Origin of the sequence: Streptosporangium sp. NPDC002544 (assembly GCF_040295965.1) — a bacterium.
GTDB lineage: Bacteria > Actinomycetota > Actinomycetes > Streptosporangiales > Streptosporangiaceae > Streptosporangium.
This window is the reverse complement of sequence record NZ_JBEOWJ010000007.1, coordinates 246,749-268,021: the sequence shown is the minus strand read 5'-3', so window position 1 is coordinate 268,021 and position 21,273 is coordinate 246,749. Positions and strand designations below refer to the sequence as shown.

Below are 21,273 nucleotides of genomic sequence, written 5' to 3'. Positions count from 1 at the left end.
GGCCCGGACCGGTGGAGCGCCGGGCCGGGTCACCGGTGGGAATCCCCAGCCTGGGAACGGGCCTGCCGGTCGACCCGACCTCCGCCCCCGTGGTGGAGGTCGGGTGACTCTCGTACAGAAATCCCGCTACTCGCGGGTGCACGCCAGAAAGACGTGCCGGCCGATTCGGAGGGCTACGAGACGTTCACTCCGCTGCCGCTACCGCGGTCGTCGAGGACGAGGGCGGCCCGTCCGTTGACGGTGTAGCGGATATGCGTGACCTCGGGGGTGTGGATCACTCTGGTGGGCGTGAGCTCGATCGCCTCCTTCTCGGCGAGGTCGAGGCCGGCGTCGAGCAGGCGCATCCCCGTGCCGAGTACGGCCGGGACGATATGCAGTTCCAGCTCGTCCAGCAGCCCGGCCTGGAGCACCTGGCGCAGCAGGCTCCCTCCTCCGGCGACCGCCACGTTCTTGCCCCCCGCGGCGGCGCGTGCCTGCTCCACGGCGCTGGCGACGCCGTCGGTCACGTAGGTGAAGCTCGTCCCGCCCTGACGCACCAGGGTCTCGCGTGGGCGGTGGGTCACGACGAACACCGGCGCGCGAAACGGCGGCTCGTCACCCCAGGGAACCTCACCTCCGTCCGCCATGTTCCGCCCCATGACGTAGGCCCCGGCGGCCTCGAACGACTCGGCGATGATGTCGGAGTTGACGTCCCGCTCGCCGCCCGCGAAGCCCTGCCGCTCGCGCCAGGCCATGGCGCCGATCACCCACCGGGTGACCCGGAAGAAGCCCGCGGCCTCCGCCGACTCCATCCAGTCCCTCGCCTCGCCGCTGTGCCGCGGGCCGGCGTAGTGGCCGTCGAGTGACACCGACATCTGTGCCGTCACCTTTGTCATGTCGCTTCGCTCCTGTTCCGGCGGCCCCTGGATGGGACCCGCTCGGTAGAGAGTCGGAGCCGCGGGCCGGATTTCTACCTGCCCGCGCCGACATCTTGACGCCGTTCGAACCCCGCCGCCGGATCGAGCCCGGTGGCCACGTCCCACAGGATGACCCCGCCCTCGCCGTACAGCCGACCGGACGAGGTGGGCGACCCGGGCGACAGACCGGCATCCCTGCCGTCGACGTACTCGTGCAACAGCACGATCCACCTCCACCTCGCCGCTCCAGCGCAGGCCGGGCGGCAGTACGGCGCCGGCTCGTGGTTCCCGCGTGTACAGGGTCGCAACCGGGCCGGCAGCAGAAACCCATTCCGCAGACGCTTACCGCTTAACTTGCAGAAACAGGATCATGCGGAGAACAACTCGTACACCACTTCGCTGGACGTGACCCTTGTCAGTGACGGGTGACATGATCGGCCGATGCCGGAAACCAGTGCTTCAATCGCGTCCTTCTGGGATGCCTTCGCCGCTTCCTTCGACGAGGAGGCCGACCATGGTCTTCGCGATCCAGAAGTCAAGGCCGCGTGGGGAGAGCGCTTGCGCTCGTGGATTCCTCCTTCGCCTGCCGATGTCTTGGATCTGGGGTGCGGCACCGGCTCGTTGTCCTTGGTGCTTGCCGAGCAGGGCCACCGGCCGGTCGGGGTGGATCTGGCGCCACTGATGGTCGAGCAGGCCCGGCGCAAGCTCACTGCGGCCGGCTTCGATGCGCTGATGATGGTGGGTGACGCGAGTAACCCGCCCGCGCAGGCGGGGACGTCCTTTGATGTGATCCTCTCCCGTCACCTGCTGTGGACCCTGCCTGATCCACAGGAGGCGTTGCGCCGATGGATCGGCCTGCTGCGCCCTGGCGGGCGTTTGGTGCTCATCGAGGGGCGCTGGGCGACTGCCGAACCGGGTGAGGACCAGTCCTATGAGGTCGGATCCGAGTCGATGCCGTGGATGGGCGGGGTCGAGGCCGAGCAGCTTGTGCAGGCACTGCGACCGCTGGTGAAGACGTTGCGCGTCGAGTCGCTCCTCGATCCGATTTTGTGGGGGCGGCCCATCCAAGACGAGCGATATGCCGTTGTTGCCTTCGCGTAGCGATCCGCTTCTCAGGTACCCGGTCGACACGTATGAGACGTAGAGCTTTGATCGCCTTCCTCGGCACGCGACGATCCCCCTTCCGCCGTGAACGCTGGACGGTGCATGGGTTGCCGCCGTACGTTCACCTCGCCAGACGCTGTGCGAGATCGACCAACTCCGGCAGGCGCAGCACCCGCTCGCCGGCCCCTGGCAGAGGGACGTGCAGGGGTTCGGTCCAGCGTACGGGGATGGCGTCGGCTCCGTAGACCGCACCGGCGAGACCGCCGGTGACCGCGGCAACGGTGTCGGTGTCGCCGCCCAGGTCGATCGCGACGCGCACCGCCTCCGCATAGCTGGAAGTGGTACGCAGTGCCCAGAGCGCCGAGCCGAGGCAGGGCCAGACGGCACCGTTGAACTCGGTGGCGTCGTCGGGCTGCCAGCCGCCACCACCGCACATCTCGTTCTCCTTGCCGGGAACGGGAAACCGAGCGGAGAACACCCCGGCGAGGCCGAACTCGAAGGGAGCGCCCAGCGCATCGCCTACCGCCGAGCCCACGACGGCGCCGACGGCACGCCGAGTACGGTTCATCGCGGCAGCCTACCGGGAGGTATTTCCGACGCCGAGACTCGAATCCGCTGGTTCAGCGGGAGCGATGGCGCACCCATGCTCCCCCGGCCTCGGCGGCTCGCGCCCGGAAATCGCGTCCTTCCACCGGGCCGAACCGCGCCTTGTACAGCCGGAACAGCGTCCACAGCGCGGCCAGGCCGGTGACCGCGTCCGCGGGCGCGGACCGCCAGGCCGGTACCGGTCTCGCGGGCGCGGACCGCCAGGCCGGTACCGGTCTTGCGTCCGATGCCTACAGCACGGCATGCATCGACCGTCCCCACGCCTGACAACACCAGCCGTCAGTACTCCAACTCGGCATCCAACCTGCGCTGGGTCCTCGCCTCGCCATCAACACGCCCCTAATGATCAGGTGTGTTGCGACAAGCACTAGAACTCAGGCGTCGTCAGGGGTCACCGTTCGCGCGTCGCCGGCACAGCCGGGACCTTTCCAACACCGACTATGCCGCACCGCTCAGGACTCACGGAGTGCCGATGAGTATGAGCACCATGTCTCGGGGCGTGGGTGCGGCGGCTACTTCAGAGCGACTGATCAATTATGGTGACCGGCCATGAGGTTCCTCATCGTCGGTGGCAGTGGTTTTCTCGGCAGCGAACTCGTCCGGCAGTGTTCGGTGGCCGAGCATGAGGTGGCTGCGACCTACCTGACCCGATCAGGAGAGACCGCGGGTGTCGACTGGTTGCCGCTCGATGTGCGCCGACGAGAGGACGTCCATGCGCTGATCGACGCGTTTCAGCCAGAGGTGGTCATCAACGCCGCGTACCGGCAGACAGATTGGGCGACCACGGCGGCGGGAGCCGTGAACGTGGCTCTCGCTGTCGCCGCGGCAGGTGGGCGCCTGGTCCAGGTGTCCAGCGACACGGTCTTCTCCGGTGCCGCGATTCGCTATGACGAGACGTGCGTCCCCGACCCGATCACCCCGTATGGTGCGGCCAAGGCCGCTGCCGAGACAGCGGTGAACGCGATCGCGCCAACCTCGGTGATAGCCCGGACGTCCCTGATCATTGGCGACGGTGATTCCCCGCACGAGGCGCTGGTGCATTCACTGGCCACCGGCAGGGCGAGTGGAGTGCTGTTCACCGACGACGTGCGCTGTCCCGTGCATGTCGTCGATCTCGCCGCGGCGCTCCTCGAACTTGCCGCATCCGAGTATCACGGGATCCACCATGTCGCTGGAGCCGATGCGGTGAGCCGATACGAGCTGGGGCTGCTCATCGCCCGACGCGATGGACTCGACGCGGACCAACTGCCTTCAGGCCGGCGAGTGGACACCGGCGTGCCCGGCCCGCTGGATGTGCGCTTGGAGTGCGACATGACTCAGCGACGGCTTCGGACCAGGCTACGTGGCGCGCGGCGGTTTCTAGGGTGACGTTCACCGGTGATCGTGACCTTCTCATGATGAAGATGGCCAGCGCGCAGGTTGCCTACTGTTGTTCCGGTCGGGCCCGGGTTTGGGCCAATCAGTAGGACTCGGTGCCGGATTCGATGATGTTGCCGCCGATGGTAAGCCGGTCGACGTTCAGCACCGATCAGGATCGACAAGCTGCGTATGGACGTTCTCGAGCTTCTCCGCCGCGCCGGAACTCGTCCCGGCGGACGCGAGATCTCCCGGGAAGACGTACGCGGGCACAAGGCGTCCGGGAGCGCACTGCCCGGCAACGACTTTTGGTCACTGGACGGAGATCAGCTGCTTCAACCGCTTCACCGGGGAGGGCAACCGCGCCGGAGCCGACATCCACCTCCAGCGCACGCACCCCAATCGTCGCTTAGTGCTGTGTTCCTGAATGGAGTCAAAGATCCCTGCTGACCTGGGGTGATGATGGTCTCAGGGGGATTGTCATGCCGAAACTGCTGCATGCGCGTCCACCGATGGACTAGGCGCTGTTCGGGGTTCGGATCTAGGTGAGGCCCGGTGGCGGGCCGGCCGTGGCCGGTAGAACTCGGACGTGGCGCGCTTTGATGTGACGGATGCCGAGCGGGCGTTGATCGAGCCGTGTCCGCTGGTGGCGCCTCGGCGGGTGCGTGATCAGTTCGACGGGATCCTGTGGCGGTTTCGCACCGGGTCGGGCCGGCGTGACGTGCCGGAACGGTACGGGCCAAGGCCGGGGTGTTCCAGGCTCTGATGGAAGCGCTGATCGCCGAGGCCGCCTCGCGCGGGCAGGTCGGGCTGGAACCCGGACCGATACGCGAGGGTACCGGCGCCGCACCCTGCATAGTTTTTCCTTTCATCCGTCCCATTCGGTTGCAACCAGTCCTTAAGCACCGCCGTCCACGATCTGATCATGGGGAAGACGACGCGGGAGCGCCGTAACAGACGGCAGCGATGGGAAGCGGCCCGAGCGCACGAGGGGGCGCAGGGGCGGCGACGGCGGGAGGCTGCCCGAGCACACGCGAAGGCGCAGGAGCAGCACCTCAACACGAACGGCTCTTCCTCGACGGCTCGAAGGACCGGCGAGATCGGCGCGAACCTGTTCGCTGCGCTGGGGATGCTCATGCTGCTCTTCGCGCTGGTGGGATTTCCGGTCCTCATCATCGACTCCACCGTGCCCGACGTGCGGACGGCGCTCGGCATGAAAGGCGCACCCGGGACCGCGACTGTCCTGTCCTGCAGGGAGTACCGGATCGGACGCAACGGCACCCGCAACGACTGCAAGGCCCGGTTCGTGTTCGAGGACCCGGCCAGAGCACCGGTTGTCCTGCAGACCGTGGCTGACACGGAGGTGGGAGAGACATTCCCGGCCGCGATCAGCACGCTGGGAGACCAAGTCATCCCCACCGGCACCCGAGGCGTATGGAGGGTCGTGCCGGTGATGAGCGTCGTCCTGCTCATACCGGCCATACTGCTGTTCTCCTTCGGCCTCCTGGCAGAATCCAGGGCGATAAAGAGATCGATGAAGATCGGAGCGGGCGTGCTGGTGGCGGTCATGGCTGCGGCCGTGATCGGAGGATTCACACTGGGCCGGTGAACCGCTGGTCGGACCGGCGCGGTCCGGCCCAAGGCCGGCTCGCCGCCGAACAGGCCAGACTGCGCCATGTGCAGGTCGCTGTCGGATCCGTGGGTACCGGCGGCCCGTCGTCTTCGATCCGGAGCGCTACCGGCAGCGCAACACCGTCGAACGCTGTTTCCAGAAGATCAAGACCTGGCGCGGTCTGGCCACCCGCTACGCGGCCGGACTCTACCTCCGAGGCTCGATCATGTGGCTGAAACCCCTCACCTCAACCACATGATCCGAACCTCGAACAGCTCCTAGGGCCGGCCGGGACCACGGCTCCGGTCCGACGAGAGGTCTGGCTCTGGGAGCTCGATCTCGCCGAAGACGGCGTCGGCGATCCCGTCGAGGATCGTGTGCTTGTTCGCGACGTGGTGGCACGGCGACATGGCCTCGACGCCAAGCCGCTCTGCGACATCGCGCATGCTGACCGCCGTGACGCCCCGCTCGTCGGCGACGGTCACCGCTGCCTCGATCACGCGCTGCCGGCTGAGCGGTGGGCGGGGTGTCGACGTTCCGGGCACCCGGACCTCTTTCTGCAGCAGAACCCTTGTGGCCTTACATGTGTAAGGGTAGGGTCGGCAGCATCCTTACAGGTGTAAGAAAGAGCGGCTAGCCCGCGCCGACATATGGGAAAAGTGTTATGAATACAAGCAGGCAGGCAACCGCAATTGCGGGCGCACTAGTCATCGTGGGCATGATCGCCGGCGTGCTAAGTGTTGTTCCCGCTCTCGAGGAGCCAAACTATCTCGATCTCATTTCTGCACATGAGAGCCAGGTCATCGTCGGCGCAGTTTCTCAGTTCATCATGATCCCCGCCTATGTTGGGTTTGCGCTGCTCCTGTATCCGGCATTGAGGATGGAGAATGAAGCGCTCAGTCTAGGTTTCCTTGGATTTAGACTGATCGCAGCGATGTTCCATTTCATAGGCGTGATTTTCTTGCCTTTGTTTCTTGTGCTGGGTCAGGAGTTCGCCCAAGCCGGCGCTTCAGGCACATCCCACCTGGAGACCTTGGGTGAGTTGCTGCGGACGGCGCGCGACTTGGTTAATCATGTCGCTTTGATCATCTCGCTGACCCTCGGAGATCTCCTGTTTTTCTGTATTCTATATCGGTCGAGATTTGTCCCTCGCTGGTTGTCCGCATGGGGACTTATCGGGGCCGGATTAGCTATGTTGGCGAGCTTCTTGGTGCTGTTTCGTCTGGCTGATGTCGTCACGCCACTCTACCTGGCCATAAATGCGCCACTGGCCCTGCAAAGCTTGGTCTTGGCCATGTTTTTGATCACAAGAGGCTTCGATACAAAGACATTGACTACGGGCCACCAGCACGACGGCCGGCGCGGCTGACGTGCACGTCGTCCCAACTTGTTGCGACGGCTGTGCGCGCCGAGAACTCGGTCGTGTCATGCGACCTGCAGATACTCGTCTATGAGGCCGCCGAGTCGATCTCGTCTCAGCGGTCGAGCGGCCGCTGCGGAGGGCGAGGGAGTGCGGTCGAGCCTCGCGGCAACCTGACCTTCTGCTTTTCAGTCTTTGATGTGGCTGCGCGAACGCCCGGGGTTCCTCGCTGGATATCGCTGAACACGCCGCCAGTCCCCGCTGCGAGCGTTTCCGGGGAGGGGCAAGGTGAGTCTCACGTAGCGGTGTCGGGGGCTCTACCTCCGGCGAGCTTCGAGCGCATCCAGAATCAGGTCCAGGCCGTAGCCGAACTCGCTCGTGTGGTCGTAGCCCGGTTGCAGGGCGTGGTCGACGATCATCTCTGTGAGGTACGGCAACTCGTCCGCCGGCAGGTGCTCGAGGATGCTGCCGGCCACTTCCTCGACATCGTCCGGCGTCGTCATCGGCAGGTTCGCCTCCTGGAGGACGAACCCGCTGATGTAGCTGTCGATGAGCGAGACAGCGTGCGCGGCCATCGGCAGCGTGAACCCCGCCTCGCGGAGGACACCGAGGACGGCGTCGTGGTGGCGTAGCGTCGCCGGCCCCGGGTTGCGACGGGAGTCCATGAGGCCGAGAGCCCAGCTGTGCTGCGACAGGACCGCACGCGCGGAGGAGGCGCGCGCACGGATCGCGTCGCGCCAATCGTCGCACTCGGCGCTGGGTAGCTTGATCGCCGCGAACACCATGTCGGTCACGCCGTCGAGGATCGCATCCTTGTTCGGTACGTGGTGGTAGAGCGACATCGCCTCCACGCCCAGTTCCTGCGCCACCCGTCGCATCGTGATCGCCTCCACGCCGCCGCGATCCGCGACCCGGATCGCGGCTTCCAACACCAGACCTCTGCTGAGCGGTTGCCGTGGCGGTAGCGGTGGTGGTGGGGACACGACGGCTCCAGAGTGCGGGTGGGATTGACAACCTTACAATTGTAAGCCAGCCTTACGATCGTAAGTTGCCTTACTAATGTAAGTCCTCCCGGGTGGGAATCAGCTGAGAGCCCGGCGAGCGTCTGATCCACGACGCGCCCCGCCGGAGCGAGGGAAGGAGATGCCGATGCCGATGCCGAAGTGGTGGGGGCACGTGAACAAGCGGGTGTTCAACCCTCGCGCGATCGCGAGCGGGACGTGGCCGGTGCTGACTCACGTCGGTCGCATCTCTGGCACGACGTACCGCACGCCGCTCGATGCGCACCCTGTCGACGGCGGCTACCTGTTCGTTCTGGTGTATGGATCGCGCTCGGACTGGGTGCAGAACGTCCTGGCAGCCGATGGTGCGCGGCTCCGGGTCGACGGGAGGGAGGTGGAACTCGCCGCCCCACGCCTCGTCGGGGAAGACGAGGCGTTCCAGGCCCTCTCCGATGAGGTGGCACGCCCACCGAGGCTGCTCCGTATCACCGAGTTCCTCCGTATGGACCTGGTCGCAGGCTGACGATCGACGTCCAGCGCGGAGCCTCGACCACCGTTACCAACTACTCGCTAAGGACGGCATCGACACCCGGCACCGTGTCGCTGCTGACGCCTCCAGGATGCGAGCGCGGTCACTGCGATCGGACAGGCGGGCTGCGAGCCTCCGGGGTCGAGGTCACCCTCGCGGTGCACGAGCGCAAGCGATTCGGCCGCGGCATCGAGCTCGCCGCGCTTGCTCACCCCTGCGAGAGACAGCCAACCATCGCAGGCCAACGGCGTACCGGCATCGACATGGAACCCGGGAAGCCGTTTCCAAGGTGTGGTCGCGGATCTCCGCGCGAGCCCGCCGGATCAACGCCACCACCACGGCGCCGCGCCTGAATCCAGTGCGACGTTCCCTACCGGAAGTACAGATCCACCCCGGTCCTGGCATCAGGAAGGCAGACCCGACAATCTCGGCTTCCCCGCAGCGCGTTCGCAACCTTCGTTGAGGAACGGAGCACTAGGTCGGCTGCCTCCACGGCGGTCAGTCCCGTGCTCGCCTGCTGATCAGGGAGTGCGTCCTGGCACAAGTGGTCTCCAAGAGAGTGCGCCCATCCTGAGGGCATGTACAACACACTCGGGCTCTGAAGCATGACCGACGAAGCCAAGCCCGGCAAAGAGACGTGGTGGCCGGCCGAAGGGGCATGGTGGCGTATCCCGCTGGCCGCGCTGGTCGGCGTCGTGATTCCGCTCTTCCTGGTGGCGAACTTGATCGTGGTCGTGGTGAAGGCGTCCCAGCCGTGCGTGTCACCACCCGAGGGCACCTGGCCGCCGACCGCCACCCGTACCGAGACCCGCATCGATTTCCCGCTCACCGCGGCGGACATGCCCCGTACCTCCCCCGGCCCGGACGAGGAGTCCGTCATTGTCGCGGTCTACCAGACGCCCGGCGAGAAAAAGGTCCAGGTATGGCGGCGCTACCCGGAACACACAGACCCGGACGCCTCGCTCGACGAGGAACTGCAGCAGTCCGCCTTCACGACGGCCAGGGGTAGGTCCGGCACCAGGACCGCCGATGTCTGCGCCGAGGGAATCGTGGCGATGCCGACCAGTCCGCCCGGTGGCGCGGCGGCCTGCTACCCGTCCCAGTTCAGCGACGCGAAGACCCACATCTACGAGCCAGGGGCGGTATGTCTTTTCTTCGACCGGTGGTCCGGGGCGAAACTGGAGGGGCCGGACATGACCGTGAGCGAGCTGGCCGAGCTGATGTCCCGCCTGCGACCCGCCATCCAGGTTCCGCGCACCCCGTGACCGCCTCCCTCGCCGGATATCGCGCGTTATCTCTGACCTGGGCAAACGCGGCCTGATCCCAACCGCCTCCCGCCAGGCCGGGCCGCAGGTGAGCCGTACAGCCTGTCCTCCAGAAGCAGGTCAGCAGGAGCGATGCCGCACCCAGGCTCGCCCGGCCTCGGCGGCTCGCGCCCGGAAATCGCGTCCTTCCACCGGGCCGAACCGCGCCTTGTACAGGCGAAACAGCGTCCACAGCGCGGCCAGGCCGGTGACCGCATCCACGGGCGCGGACCGCCACGCCGGCACCCGGGCCAGCAGCGCCTCGGTCTGCTCCGGGGTGTGACCCGCCTCGATGAAACGGGGAGCGAGCGTCACGGTGTCCACCCACGCGGCACCGCGCACCGCGAACGCCCAGTCGACGACGTACGGCCAGCCGTCGTCGATCCCGAGAAGGGGAGAAGACATCGGAGGCGGGCCATGAGGGCGGGCGGTCATGAAGTAGACACCCTCCTCCAGGAACCGCCCACCGGCGGTGCCGTCGATGGACCGTCGACGGTGTAGTGGTTGGCCTGGCCACTGACCTGACATGTGGCACGAGCCTTGTGGACGTAGCCGTAGACAGTGTTACGACACTGCGAGGTCGTCCCCTCCAGGAGAGGATTACTGAAAGTCGAGGGCGAGGAGTAGCAGTTCGGAGCGGCGACAGTGGTGGAGGTGGAAGCTACAGCGGGTCCGGTACTGAGCCGATCATAAGTTTTGGTACGTGCTGGGTGGCGGTGGGAGATCGAGTTCGGGCGGCCCGGGGTAACCTCCGGCTTTCTTGTTCAGTACGACGGGGTGTCTTTTTCGCCGCGGAGCACCCGGAGTGCCTCCTCGGCCCGATTCTGGGCCTCCTGATGCGTCAAGCCGTCCACGGAGGCGACGAAGGAGACGAAGACGTCCCTGTCGGGGGCCTTGAAGCTGAAGGTGTCTCCCAGCGAGGGGAAGATTCTGCGCGTGAGCTCCATCGTGGACGCGGTGATCTTCTCGTTGGGAGTACTGTCCCCGCCGATTGCCGAGAGCATGCCGAACCATGCGCCGAGGCGCCACGTCAGGGCCTTGGCGAAGGCGATGTTGAACGGAATCCCCACGATGGGAATGGAGCCGACGAGCTTGTCCCAGAGCAGGTCCTGGGCGAGGAAGGGAATATTCGGCTTCAGGTATTCCTTGGCGGCCTCCGCGGTGATGTGGCCCCTGCCGTAGATGCTCCGTACGTCGTTCCACAGGTCGATGTAGAACGGAATCGCGATCACGTCGACGACCAGGTTCGCTCCGCCGCCGAAGAACCCGCTCGCACCCTGCGCCAACACGTTTCCCGTCGCGAGGGTGCTGGTTCTTTCGTAAACCCGCGCGGCGCGCTCCTCTTTTTCTTTCATGTTCCCTTCCGCTTTTTCGTGTCCTGCCAGATGAAATGAGGCCGGGGGACTGGCCGTACCGAGTGTAGAACGAGGATTGATCTCTGGATACGGTCCCGTTTCCCGGGGCGATGGCCGCCCCGCGGGTTGTTTCCCCGGCGCGTGCCGCCGGGACCTGACGGCGTCCCTCATCCCTTCAGGGGCCGGCGGCGTCCGTGGCGGATCGGTACGGCGGCCGAGGCCGGGGGTAGTGCCGAGCCGGTCGGCCAGGCGCCGCCTGACGCGCCCGAGCGGGAATCCATTCGATTCCCGCTGTGTAGTGAATTTTTCGGACAAAACGATGTCGGATCTGCTAGGAAGATGCCCGGCAAAGATCCGTTCCAGAGAGGGGCATTGTGGGGAGCGACGACAACCAACGGTCGTACGGAGAGGATCTCCGCGAGCAGACCGGCCCGGTGGGACCCGTGTCGCAGCGTGAGCCTGGCCGCACGGGGGGCGACGTGTTGTCGGATGGATGGGGTTCGGGAACAGCTCAGGTACCTGTCCACGGCGACATCCAGGTGTATGTCCAGAGCGATGTCCCCGTGTCCGCCCAGAGTGACACGCAGGCGTCCGCCCGGAGTGACGCGCAGGGGTCCGTCCACGGCGACACCTCGGTGTCCGTTCACGGCGACGAACTTCAGGAGACCGCGGCTTTCGACGAGGAAGACGAGCGCTCCTGGCGCGAGGTCGGCCAGGACCCGGAGCAGACGCGCGGCTTCCTGGGATCGGGCTGGACGGGGGAGCCGGACGACGAGAAGCCCCGGGGCAAGGTGCTCCTGGCGGTCGTCGTGGGTGTCGTGGTGGCGGGACTCGCGGGCGGCTGGATGCTGTCCTCCACCGTGGGCTCAACGCCGGACGCCGCATGTCCGCCCGGTGTCAACTGCGCGACGGGCGAGCGACCGCAGCCGTATCCGGCGGACCTCCCGGCCGAGGAGACCGAGGAGGCGACGGAGCCCGCTGTCGAGCAGAGCGTCACTCCCGAACCGACGACCTCCTACACTCAGGCGTCTCGCAGTCCGGTCCCCCGGCCGACGCCGACTCTCAGCACTCCGCCGGTGAAACCGGCTCCGGAGCCCGCCGGGGAGCGCAGGGACGACGGCGCCAAGAACGTGCAGTCTCGGCCGCAGGTCTCCGCCGAGCCCGTTCCCTCGCAGACGGCCCAGGCTCCGAGTCAGGACTCCGCTCCGGCTGAGAACCCGGCTCCGGTCGAGAACCAGGCTCCGGCCGAGGACCCGAAGCGCGGTGGCGGCCTGCTCGACTGGCTGTTCTGAGCACTGTCCGTCCTTTCAGTCCTTTTCCTCCATGCAGGTACACGCACCACGCCTGCGGGTTTGACCCCTGGGCTGACCGGCGCCGCCGCGGGGGTCAGAGTGTGATGGAACGAAAACGCACGCTAAGCCCGTTCCCGCAGCTCAGCCGTAGTGGCGAAGGCTCTCGGTCATAGGTCTACTGGCGTGCGCTTCCGTTCCATCGCCCAACACGCGCGCGGCGGTCGAACGCGGGCGCCTCGGCGAACGTTCGGTTGGAGGGAGAGCGGTGGGAGGCGGACCGCCAGGCCGGTACCCGGGCCAAAAGCGCCTCGGTCTGCTCCGAGGTGTGGCCCGCCTCGATGAAACGGGGGGCGAGCATGACGGCATTCACCCACGCGGCACCGCGCACCGCGAACGCCCAGTCGATGACGTACGTTCGCCCGTCATCGATCCGAAAGTTGCCGGGGTGCAGGTCGTAGTGGAGAAGGGTGTCCCCCTCCAGCGCGTCGGGGCTGAACCTGCCGAGCGCCGTCTCGTACATGCTCCGGTAGGGCAGCTCTTCGGCGAGCAGGCACGCGGCCAAGGAGTCCAGCAGCCGGTCCGACACGAGGGGCCGCACCGGCGGCCGGGAAACTCAGGCGGGCAGGTCCCAGCTCGGCCCGCCGGGGTCGCCCAGCCAGACACACTGACGCTCCCCGCTCACGGTGAGCCCGTACGCCGACTGGTGCGGAGATCCCGCGCCCTGCCAGAGCAGGACGGCGCCCTCGACCGCGTCCCACAGCCGCAACGGACCGTGCTGGCGAACCGTCCACCCACCCGCCGGGTCGGGCCGGGTGGTGGCCTGCGAACCGGTGGCCACGTCCAGCAGGGCGACCTCCTCACCGCCACCCAGTCTCACCGCCGACGGCGCGGCCAGCTGCCCCACGAACAGCCCGGCCGGATCGTCCAGGACACGCGGGTCCACCAGGCTGCTCCTGCCGTCGCCGATCCCGAGAAGAGGAGAGGACATCGGAGGCGGGCCATGAGGGCGGGCGGTCATGAAGTAGACGTCGTCCTCCAGGAACCGCCCACTGGCGGTGCCGTCGTCGGCAAGGGTGAGGTGCGCGAACGCGACCCCGCCCATCCACCCGGAAAGAGGGGCGGTGATCGTGCCGCCGTCGCGGACCTGCCACATCCAGGGAATCGGGATGTGGCGCACCGAGCAGGTGGCGATCAGCCGGTCGTACTCGGCGTTCCCCGGGTAACCCGCGAGGCCGTCGCCGACCACGAGCGTGGGCGCGTACCCGGCAGTGGCGAGCGCGTCGCGAGTCCGCCCGGCCACGACCTGGTCGTACTCGATCGAGGTCACAGCCTTGTCGCCGAGCCGATGACACATCAGCGCTGTGGAGTAGCCGGTTCCGGTACCGATCTCCAGCACCTTCTCACCGCCGGAAATCCTCGCGGCCTCCAGCATTCGCACGACCAGGCCGGGCATCGTCGACGACGACGTGGGCGCCCCGCAGGCGAGACCACGCGCCTCCTCGACCATCACGCCGTCGACCTGCGTCACCCACGTCTCGACGCGGTAGACCAGCTTCAGCCATTCGTCCCCGGTCATCTCCTCGCGGCGCACCACCTCCCACCGATCGCCGTACTCGGTGGCCCTGGCGATCGCCGAACCGAGAAACGGCTCGCGCGCCACGGACTCGACCGCGTTCCGCCACGCCGGGTCGCGTAGACATCCGGCCCGGGCGAGCCGATCGGCAAGGTCACGGCGGAGCCGCGCGGCCAGGACGGGCGTGCCATGAGCGGTCACGGTCGTTCCTCCAGGAGCAGATCGGCGAGGGCTGCGGCGATCGGCAGGCCGGTGGCGTCTTCCAGCCAGCCCCACTGCCCGTTGGGGTTGCACTCAAGGAACACCGGAGCACCGTCGGCGGTGAGCGCGAAGTCGAACGCACCGAAACGCAGACCGAGGTGTTCGACGTACGCGAGACAGCCCTCGGCGAGACCTGGCGGAGGCTCGACCACCGCGTATGAGAGGCGGTCGTAGTCCTGCCGCCAGTCGAGCAGGTCGGAGTCGATTCGGACGCAGAACACACGCCTGCCGACGACGGTCACCCGCAGGTCGGCCACCTTGTCGACACGTGTCTGGAACAGGTGCGCGGCGCGGCCGATGGTGTCGTCCAGGTCATCCGGTTCGACCTGGGTCGTCCATATGGTGGCGGGCTCACCGCCGGGACCGGTGTACGGGGTCGCCCGTAGCGTCTTGTAGACGATCGGGCCGTGTTCGGCCGCGAACGCGCGAACGTCGTCCACCCGATTGGTGACCAGGGTGGCGGGCACGTCGAATCCGACCCGTCGCGCGGTGGCGAACTGGAGGGGCTTGTGTTCGGCCGCGATGATCGCCCATGGGTGGCTGACGTACTGACACGGCAGGGAGGCGAGTACCCCACCGACCCCGAAGCGGGCCTGCGCACCGGTGAACCGCTCGACCTGAGACGGGCTTTCCGGCAGGTACGGTGTGGGCCTTCGGTGGTAGACGGACCGTACCCGCTCCAGGACGACCTCCCGGGATCGAGTGGTCAGGGCGCCGCGCGGTGGGAACCCCCCGAACCACGCCGACAGTTCGGCGTCGGCGGGGAATTCCACTCCCGGATCGAACCGGGCGACACGAGCGCCACGCTCGTTCAAACGATCGATGACCATGTCCGCCGTCGGATCGTCCAGACAGGTGAGCACCAGGATCACGCGGACGGCCCTCAGTCGGTGTCGTAGTCGGTGACCGTGGTCTGGTCCGAGGGCTGGGGAGCCGAACCGTCGCCCCCTCCCCCCGTCTTCTGCGATCTGCTGGTCTGCTTGTTGGTGCCGTGCTTGCCCGCTTCAATGAGCCGGCCGGTCGTCACGTCGCGGTGGACACCGGTCTGGGTGACCGGGTCGAGCTCGACCCGGTACGGGGCGGCGAGCGCGGTTTCCGGCGACGCGAACGAAACCGATCGCGTGAGACCCCACGGCTGTCCGAACGGGTTGTCCATGGCTGCACCCTTTCCTCAACGTGGTGTGGGAGGTGATGCCCTGGAGATCAGCGCCGAGCCCCAGACCCGACCGTCCGTGAGGGCATGTTCCGACGGTAGGAACCCGCTCACAGCGGGTCAACGAGATTGCTCCAGATTGCTCGAAAACCTGTCCGCACCCGGGACCGGTAGCCGTCAGTCGCGGGGCTCGGCTTCGGCGTGCAGGTCATCGAGCACCCGAGCGATGACCTCGCGAGCCTCGCGGCCGTAGCGGGCGACGCCCGCCAGGGAATCGAAGATCTTCACGTAGATCTCGATCTCGCCGGGCTGGGTGAGGGTGAGCTCCGCGGCGAAGGTCTCGACGAGCACGGTTCGATCTTCCAGGATGTGGAATCCGTGCAGGGGCGTGGCCGCGTACGATTCCCGCAGCGGGATGACGCCGAGTCTCAGTCTGGGCAGCGATGTCGCGACGGCCAGGCGGTCCAGTTGCTCCATCAGGATCTCGCGGGGTGCCGTCCCATACCGCAGCGCCGCCTCGGTCATCACGATGTGAACGTCCGCTTCGTACAGGACGTCCTGGCGCTTGATCCGCGCCTTGATCCCCTCTTCGATATCGTCACGTGCCCCCCAGATGTCCACCGATCGCCTGAAGCGCTCTCGCATGTACGGAGGAATCTGGAGCAGACCGGGGATGACGGAACACTGGAACGACCGGATCCGCCCGGCCCCGGATTCGAGCCGGCCGATCTCCTGCTGACGCGCCTTCACCCCGTCGCGGATCCGGCGGCGCCATTCCACGTACTTCGACTCCAGGGAACGAAGCTCTGCGACGAGGTCGGGCTCACTCTCCCTGGCATTCGCGATCTCCAGCCAGACCCGGATGTCGTGATCAGTGGGGGGCTGCCTGCCCAGCTCGATCTTGCTGACCTTGGACGCCTGCCACCCGGCCTGACCGGCGAGTTCCCTGCCGCTCAGACCCGCGTCCAGCCGGACCTCTCGCAGCTTGAAGCCCAGTGATTCGCGCGCCTGGCGGATGTCACTTGACACGCTTCACGAATTCCTCGCGGGACACCGACAGTTTCCGGGCGAGATCGAACCATCCGCGGTGCTCGGCCACGACGTCGGGATCGTCGATCAGCTCGGCCCCCAGCATCGATCCGTCCTCGTCATCGAAGTGCAGGACGGCCGACAGGGAGCGATCGAAACACCACACGTCGAGCTGAGGTATACCTGCTCCGAGCGCGCTGTCGCGGTCCAGGTATCGGATGTCCTCCCCCGCTGCGTTGTTGGCCATGGCTCCATGCAGCCCGAAGCGGGCATAGTCCGACAGCGGGAGGGAGACGACCCGGACCCTCTGGAAGTGTCGCCCTTCCGATGCCGCCCGACGGACCGAGTGCAGCCATGGCCTGTTCGCCCACTCCGGATCGGGATTCCCCTCCAGGAACCGACGCAGTGGCTCCCGCTCGACCGGCGAGTTGTAGCGGTCGCGCGTCTCCAGACGCTGTGCGGTGGATCGGAACGAGGCGAACAGTTCCTGGAAGCGGTCGCCTCTGACGAGTTCCGTCACCCTTGCTACTCCTTCGGGATGAACGTGAGCATCTCGCGGGGGATCTCGACGATAGCCTCTCCCAGCCCGAGGTTGACGGCGTCGCCGAGCGCCTGGGGGTCGAGGATGAGCTTGCCCTGGATGGCCACGGTGCCACTGGAGGTCTCGTAGGCAGCGGGACAGTCACCGTTCTCGGAGGACGTGCCAAGGAACCGCAGACGCATGTGCATGATCCTTCCTGGCGATTGCTACAGATGGCTAGCAACGTCGACTTTGGAGGTTGTGGCGGACAGCGTCAAGGCTCCTCGCGGGCAAGGCTTCTGTTTCTCCCGGGAAAGCGCGCAAGATCAGCAAGGGCGTGTTCCACGTTCCTGTGGGAAAGCGCGACCGTCCTCATCGGGATCTCCCTTGGTGCTCGATCGCGGCGCGACGTACGTGTTTCAGGGCCCGCTCATCACCGACGCGGCGGTGCTCGCCCAGTGGACATGACCGCCTATGAGACAGCGATCGAGACCTCGAATGCCGTGTTGGAGGTGACCGTGGAACTCCACGGGGCTTTACGGCTGATCGGTTGAGTGCGCGCTGAATTTTTCAGGGCGTTCTGGGTCCGCTGCGAAGAGACTTCGGACCGCCTTCTCGCTTGCGTCTTGTGTGTTCGCGGCGGTACCGGTCTAGGCCGAGGCGATGGTTTGAAGGATCTGCAGCTCCTTCAACCCTCATCCAGCGAGGTTCAGCTCAACCGGGCGTGTGCGTATGCGGCCATGGCGTCGCGCATGTACACGGCCAGGCCCTCGGCGATCCGCTCGTAGTTCGCCCTGAACCGCTCATCATCGACCTGCATTTGGCCCAGATGCGCGTACTCCACCGCGGTAGGCGTCCAGAATCGGGTCATCTGCCGGTAGTGAGCGTCGAGCTCGACGAAAACCACGGGGTCATCAGCAGGTGTGCCGGCGGCCATGAACTCGGCCATCCGGATCATTCCCGCCGTTGCCTCCTGTTGCATGCGGTCGATCTCCTGCGGAGTCAGGGTGTCCAGGAGCTCCTGCTGCCCGGACCGCTCCCACTGCCCCGACCACCGCTCGCGGGCCTCCGCGCCGTACCGCGCCCCGTCGAACCCCTCGAACAGATTCTCCGGCCTACTGATTTTGGACATGCCGCCCTTCCTTTCGTTCTCCTGGAGGTCGGTGATGGTACGAGCCACCATGCGGGCCACCGCGTCCAGCCGGTCGCGCTCCCCCAGCAGCCGCCGGTGGTGCTCGCGCAATGCCGCCACCGGATCGGTGTGCCGGTCGATGACTTCCTTGATCTCGGCGAGACCGAGGTCGAGCTCCCGCAGTACCAGGATCTGCTGCAGTCGCAGCAGCTGATCCTCCTCGTAGTGGCGATAGCCGTTCCCGCCGACCCAGGCAGGTGTCAGCAGCCCGATCTCGTCATAATGGCGCAGGGTCCTTGACGTCACTCCGGACATCCGCGCCACCTGTGCGATCGACCATGCCATGGCCTGCCCACCTGTTCCCCACCATCACCGAGCCGGTTCTTCCGGCTCGTCCATGACGGTAGATGTTTACGCAACGGCAAAGTCAAGCTGAGATCGAACGGCCAGGAAGCGCGCGGACGGGGACCGGTCCGGTGATCAGCCGCAGTCCGACTTGCTCCGCATCAGGGCACAGTCGCTGAACGAGGCGCGGGAACCGCTCGACGATGAGGTGCCAGCGAACGCGGCAAGCAGCACCGTGTTCCACCGCGAGGAACCACTGGGACGAACCCGGACGTTAGTCGTGCGGGGGTGCTGAGAGCATGACACGAGTCTTCAAAGTCCTCTGGTTCATCGCGGGTGCCGTTATGGCCGTCCTGGCGGTGCTGCTAGGCGGTGTGGGGTTTTCTCCGGTGGAGCGCTGGATCCGGCGGCCTATCCGCCACCCGGACGGATCGGTGACCGTCGAAGGGGGGATCGTTCAGCTTCCGAAGACCCCCGCCCCTGGCAAGGAGTTCTTCGGCTTCGTGACGGTGTCGACGACGAAGGTCGTGCTCTCCATCGACAAGGAGGCGAAGTTCGCCCAGGTCGTGATTCCCCTGGCGGGAGCGGAGATCGACGTGCTCGATCACGACGACAAGAAGGACTTTTGGGCGAGGGTCCTGGTGACCACCACCAAGGGCGGGGAGTATCGGCTCTCGTTCCATCCCGAGCACGTCGAGGTCCTCCTCGACCTGTTCCGTGCGGCCGTCCCGTCAGAGTGAGCGGTAGAGCACCCACGCTCGCCCGGCCTCGGCGGCTCGCGCCCGGAAATCGCGTCCTTCCACCGGGCCGAACCGCGCCTTGTACAGGCGGAACAGCGTCCACAGCGCGGCCAGGGCGGTGACCGCGTCCGCGGGTGCGGACCGCCAGGCCGGTACCCGGGCCAGCAGCGCCTCGCTCTGCTCCGGGGTGTGGCCCGCCTCGATGAGACGGGGGCGAGCATGACGGCGTCCACCCAGGCGGCACCGCGAACTGTGTACGGCGTGATCGCCGGTCAGGCAGGATCTCCGAAACGCGACTGGCTGCCAACACCGGGTGAGGCAGGGCCCTCGCTTCACATCTCAACGACAACACCGACCAGGACTGCCCTCTCGCCTTTCCCGGTCAGATTGCATCTGACCTGCTCACGTCCTCGCGTCGAGCAAGGCCAGGTGAGACGGGGCAACTTTTTCGTGGTGACTGGAAATGATGCTTCATCCGCGCACATAGGCAAGGTTGTCCGTTAAGTGAGTTGATGAGGAGAGTTGCCATGGGACCGCCCGTGGATAACGAGCGGCTGGTCAGATTCGAGGCTGTCTACAACCAGGCCTACGGCCAGATCACGGCCTATGCCGCGCGCCGCTGTGATTCACCGCAGGACGCGGCGGACGTTGTGGCGGAGACCTTCACCACTGCCTGGCGGCGGGTGGACGAACTGCCGGAGGGAGAGGAGGCCACGCTCTGGCTGTACGGTGTGGCGCGCAAGGTACTGGCCAATCACTACCGAGGTGACAACCGCCGACGGGCACGCCGTACCGGGCTCGATGCCAAGATGGCCGACCTGTATGGAGACTCCCCGGACAGCAAGGTCGAGCTCGAAGCGATCGGACAGGTCTTCCGGACCCTGTCCGACGATGACCGCGAACTGCTGTCGCTGGTCGCCTGGGAGGGCCTGGATCGCGAGGAGATCGCGACAGCACTCGGGGTGTCGCGCAATGCCATACGCATCAGGCTTCACCGTGCCCGCAGGCGCTTTTCCCGAGCCCTCGCAGAGGCCGGTGTCCACTTCACCGCAGAGAGCCGGTTGGTACCGACGGAAAGGCCGCTATGAAGAACATCGACGAGATCGAGGCGGTGAAGTCGCTGGCCAGGGTTGAGCCTGGCAGGCAGGGAGGTAGCCCGGCCGACGCGGAGGCGCAGGCGTTGCTGGCCGCGATCACCTCGGAAGAGCCGGGCACGGTGACGAGGACCCGCAGGTACGCTCCCCGACGGCTTGCCCTGGGACTGGCGGCCGCGGTCGTGCTCGCCACGGGTGCGGTGCTGGGCCCGAGCCTGCTGGAGAACGGTTCCGGAGTGTCAAGCTCCTGGGCCGTCACCAAGGCCGCCAACGGGATGGTGACCATTCAGGTCCGTGACTTCCGTGATGCCGCAGGCTTGGAGAAGCGGCTGAAGGACCTCGATGTTCCCGCCATCGTCAACTACGTTCCCTGGGGACAGCGATGCCGCCAACCGCGTGGCAAGCACGTGATGGACATCCCCCAAGGTCTGTACAGCCTGCCGGAGAACATCCCCGGCGAAAAGCACGGCTGGCAGATGCGGATCGACACCAAGCTGTTCAGACCGGGCCAGACCTTCGTCTGGACCATCAGCGCCCCTGAGAGCGGGGCAGGCGGCAGCACCAGCACTTATCTCATGGAGGGGCCGGTGGCGTCCTGCGTGCCCGTGCCTGCCCCCGACCCAACGGAGATCAGATCGGAATTCCGGAGTGCGACGCTCAAGGGCCGCTCGCTGGAGGGGTTTCGCGTGGACGAGAAGACCGTCGGCGAGGTCCTGCCGGAGCTCAAGAAGCGGGGCAGGAAGGTCATCTTCCTGATCATGGCCATCCCGCCGGGGAACCCCGGAGGTTACGGCGAGGAGCGCACGCAGGAGGAGCCCGTCGGCGACGACTGGATCGTCTGGGAGGCGGAGGAGAACGCCAAGGGGGTGATCCGCCTGCTCGTCACCGAGAAACGCTACGACAGGAACCCCGTCTACGGAGACCCGCGAGACGCCGTCATCACCGAGTAGCCATGCCCCCGCGAACACCGAGCATCCCGCCGATGTCTTGAGTTCCCCCCACAGAGTGGAA

26 protein-coding genes and 1 pseudogene are annotated in these 21,273 nt (G+C 66.6%); 10 read left to right on the top strand and 17 right to left on the bottom strand.

Annotated elements, in window-relative coordinates; genetic code table 11:
- Positions 1–173: 173 nt before the first annotated feature.
- Both ABT061_RS13300 and ABT061_RS13295 read right to left on the bottom strand, forming a co-directional pair.
- Positions 174–875, bottom strand: coding sequence for a dihydrofolate reductase family protein (locus tag ABT061_RS13300; protein ID WP_350915998.1), 702 nt, complete (start codon positions 873–875; stop codon positions 174–176).
- Positions 876–949: 74 nt separating this feature from the next.
- A complete protein-coding gene (locus ABT061_RS13295) occupies positions 950–1,120 on the bottom strand; it encodes a hypothetical protein (protein WP_350915997.1) in 171 nt (56 codons plus the stop codon).
- Positions 1,121–1,337: 217 nt separating this feature from the next.
- On the opposite strand from ABT061_RS13295, the gene ABT061_RS13290 reads away from it, so the two are divergent.
- Entirely contained in the window at positions 1,338–1,997 is a 660-nt protein-coding gene (locus ABT061_RS13290; protein WP_350915995.1) for a class I SAM-dependent methyltransferase, read from the top strand.
- Positions 1,998–2,121: 124 nt separating this feature from the next.
- Here the strand turns inward: ABT061_RS13290 and ABT061_RS13285 are convergent, their stop codons facing one another.
- Complete coding sequence (locus ABT061_RS13285; RefSeq protein WP_350915993.1) at positions 2,122–2,568, bottom strand: ADP-ribosylglycohydrolase family protein; 447 nt, start codon at positions 2,566–2,568, stop codon at positions 2,122–2,124.
- A gap of 248 nt (positions 2,569–2,816) precedes the next feature.
- A pseudogene (locus tag ABT061_RS48380) lies at positions 2,817–2,950 on the bottom strand (IS30 family transposase); the annotation flags it as partial.
- A gap of 205 nt (positions 2,951–3,155) precedes the next feature.
- On the opposite strand from ABT061_RS48380, the gene ABT061_RS13280 reads away from it, so the two are divergent.
- A complete protein-coding gene (locus tag ABT061_RS13280; protein ID WP_350915991.1) occupies positions 3,156–3,974 on the top strand; it encodes a sugar nucleotide-binding protein in 819 nt (272 codons plus the stop codon).
- 913 nt (positions 3,975–4,887) lie between these two features.
- Positions 4,888–5,571, top strand: coding sequence for a hypothetical protein (locus tag ABT061_RS13270; RefSeq protein WP_350915989.1), 684 nt, complete (start codon positions 4,888–4,890; stop codon positions 5,569–5,571).
- A gap of 281 nt (positions 5,572–5,852) precedes the next feature.
- On the opposite strand, the gene ABT061_RS13265 is transcribed toward ABT061_RS13270, so the two are convergent.
- A complete protein-coding gene (locus ABT061_RS13265) occupies positions 5,853–6,074 on the bottom strand; it encodes a TetR/AcrR family transcriptional regulator (RefSeq protein ID WP_350915987.1) in 222 nt (73 codons plus the stop codon).
- A gap of 164 nt (positions 6,075–6,238) precedes the next feature.
- On the opposite strand from ABT061_RS13265, the gene ABT061_RS13260 reads away from it, so the two are divergent.
- The gene (locus ABT061_RS13260; RefSeq protein WP_350915986.1) at positions 6,239–6,943 is read left to right on the top strand and encodes a DUF4386 domain-containing protein; all 705 of its coding nucleotides are present in this window, start codon (positions 6,239–6,241) and stop codon (positions 6,941–6,943) included.
- A 308-nt stretch (positions 6,944–7,251) separates the two neighbouring features.
- Here the strand turns inward: ABT061_RS13260 and ABT061_RS13255 are convergent, their stop codons facing one another.
- Positions 7,252–7,866, bottom strand: coding sequence for a TetR/AcrR family transcriptional regulator (locus ABT061_RS13255; RefSeq protein ID WP_350915984.1), 615 nt, complete (start codon positions 7,864–7,866; stop codon positions 7,252–7,254).
- A gap of 217 nt (positions 7,867–8,083) precedes the next feature.
- Between ABT061_RS13255 and ABT061_RS13250 the strand changes: the two genes are divergently transcribed.
- Both ABT061_RS13250 and ABT061_RS13245 read left to right on the top strand, forming a co-directional pair.
- On the top strand, positions 8,084–8,458 hold the full coding sequence (locus ABT061_RS13250) for a nitroreductase family deazaflavin-dependent oxidoreductase (protein WP_350915982.1): 375 nt from the start codon (positions 8,084–8,086) through the stop codon (positions 8,456–8,458).
- Positions 8,459–9,069: 611 nt separating this feature from the next.
- A complete protein-coding gene (locus ABT061_RS13245) occupies positions 9,070–9,729 on the top strand; it encodes a hypothetical protein (protein ID WP_350915980.1) in 660 nt (219 codons plus the stop codon).
- 120 nt (positions 9,730–9,849) lie between these two features.
- Here ABT061_RS13245 and ABT061_RS13240 read toward each other — a convergent pair whose 3' ends face one another.
- A complete protein-coding gene (locus tag ABT061_RS13240) occupies positions 9,850–10,173 on the bottom strand; it encodes a hypothetical protein (protein ID WP_350915978.1) in 324 nt (107 codons plus the stop codon).
- Positions 10,174–10,532: 359 nt separating this feature from the next.
- Positions 10,533–11,123 (bottom strand): hypothetical protein, encoded by a 591-nt coding sequence (locus ABT061_RS13235; protein ID WP_350915976.1) that lies wholly within the window; start codon positions 11,121–11,123, stop codon positions 10,533–10,535.
- A 563-nt stretch (positions 11,124–11,686) separates the two neighbouring features.
- Between ABT061_RS13235 and ABT061_RS13230 the strand changes: the two genes are divergently transcribed.
- The gene (locus ABT061_RS13230) at positions 11,687–12,415 is read left to right on the top strand and encodes a hypothetical protein (RefSeq protein WP_350915974.1); all 729 of its coding nucleotides are present in this window, start codon (positions 11,687–11,689) and stop codon (positions 12,413–12,415) included.
- Between the two features lie 175 nt (positions 12,416–12,590).
- On the opposite strand, the gene ABT061_RS13225 is transcribed toward ABT061_RS13230, so the two are convergent.
- The 8 genes from ABT061_RS13225 to ABT061_RS13190 all read right to left on the bottom strand — a co-directional run bounded on the left by ABT061_RS13225 (position 12,591) and on the right by ABT061_RS13190 (position 18,428).
- Positions 12,591–13,001, bottom strand: coding sequence for a phosphotransferase (locus tag ABT061_RS13225; RefSeq protein WP_350915972.1), 411 nt, complete (start codon positions 12,999–13,001; stop codon positions 12,591–12,593).
- Positions 13,002–13,028: 27 nt separating this feature from the next.
- The gene (gene tgmC, locus ABT061_RS13220; protein WP_350915970.1) at positions 13,029–14,189 is read right to left on the bottom strand and encodes an ATP-grasp peptide maturase system methyltransferase; all 1,161 of its coding nucleotides are present in this window, start codon (positions 14,187–14,189) and stop codon (positions 13,029–13,031) included.
- Positions 14,186–15,121, bottom strand: coding sequence for an ATP-grasp ribosomal peptide maturase (gene tgmB, locus ABT061_RS13215; RefSeq protein ID WP_350915968.1), 936 nt, complete (start codon positions 15,119–15,121; stop codon positions 14,186–14,188). Before tgmB ends, tgmC begins: the two co-directional genes overlap by 4 nt.
- Before the next feature lie 11 nt (positions 15,122–15,132).
- Complete coding sequence (gene tgmA, locus ABT061_RS13210; protein WP_350915966.1) at positions 15,133–15,405, bottom strand: putative ATP-grasp-modified RiPP; 273 nt, start codon at positions 15,403–15,405, stop codon at positions 15,133–15,135.
- A 174-nt stretch (positions 15,406–15,579) separates the two neighbouring features.
- The gene (locus ABT061_RS13205) at positions 15,580–16,431 is read right to left on the bottom strand and encodes a helix-turn-helix domain-containing protein (RefSeq protein ID WP_350915964.1); all 852 of its coding nucleotides are present in this window, start codon (positions 16,429–16,431) and stop codon (positions 15,580–15,582) included.
- On the bottom strand, positions 16,421–16,951 hold the full coding sequence (locus ABT061_RS13200; protein ID WP_350915962.1) for a DUF6879 family protein: 531 nt from the start codon (positions 16,949–16,951) through the stop codon (positions 16,421–16,423). The genes ABT061_RS13205 and ABT061_RS13200 overlap by 11 nt, the downstream gene beginning before the upstream one ends.
- Positions 16,952–16,956: 5 nt before the next feature.
- Complete coding sequence (locus ABT061_RS13195) at positions 16,957–17,154, bottom strand: hypothetical protein (RefSeq protein ID WP_350915960.1); 198 nt, start codon at positions 17,152–17,154, stop codon at positions 16,957–16,959.
- Between the two features lie 506 nt (positions 17,155–17,660).
- Complete coding sequence (locus ABT061_RS13190) at positions 17,661–18,428, bottom strand: MerR family transcriptional regulator (protein ID WP_350915958.1); 768 nt, start codon at positions 18,426–18,428, stop codon at positions 17,661–17,663.
- A 299-nt stretch (positions 18,429–18,727) separates the two neighbouring features.
- Here ABT061_RS13190 and ABT061_RS13185 point away from each other — a divergent pair, with 299 nt between their 5' ends.
- On the top strand, positions 18,728–19,168 hold the full coding sequence (locus ABT061_RS13185; protein WP_350915957.1) for a hypothetical protein: 441 nt from the start codon (positions 18,728–18,730) through the stop codon (positions 19,166–19,168).
- Here ABT061_RS13185 and ABT061_RS13180 read toward each other — a convergent pair.
- On the bottom strand, positions 19,160–19,504 hold the full coding sequence (locus tag ABT061_RS13180; RefSeq protein ID WP_350915955.1) for a hypothetical protein: 345 nt from the start codon (positions 19,502–19,504) through the stop codon (positions 19,160–19,162). The two genes, ABT061_RS13185 and ABT061_RS13180, sit on opposite strands and share 9 nt — an antisense overlap.
- A gap of 191 nt (positions 19,505–19,695) precedes the next feature.
- Here ABT061_RS13180 and ABT061_RS13175 point away from each other — a divergent pair, with 191 nt between their 5' ends.
- Positions 19,696–20,256 carry an RNA polymerase sigma factor gene (locus ABT061_RS13175; RefSeq protein ID WP_350915953.1) on the top strand — a complete coding sequence of 187 codons (561 nt, stop codon included), beginning with the start codon at positions 19,696–19,698 and terminating at the stop codon, positions 20,254–20,256.
- Positions 20,253–21,212, top strand: coding sequence for a hypothetical protein (locus ABT061_RS13170; protein WP_350915951.1), 960 nt, complete (start codon positions 20,253–20,255; stop codon positions 21,210–21,212). Before ABT061_RS13175 ends, ABT061_RS13170 begins: the two co-directional genes overlap by 4 nt.
- Positions 21,213–21,273: the final 61 nt, after the last annotated feature.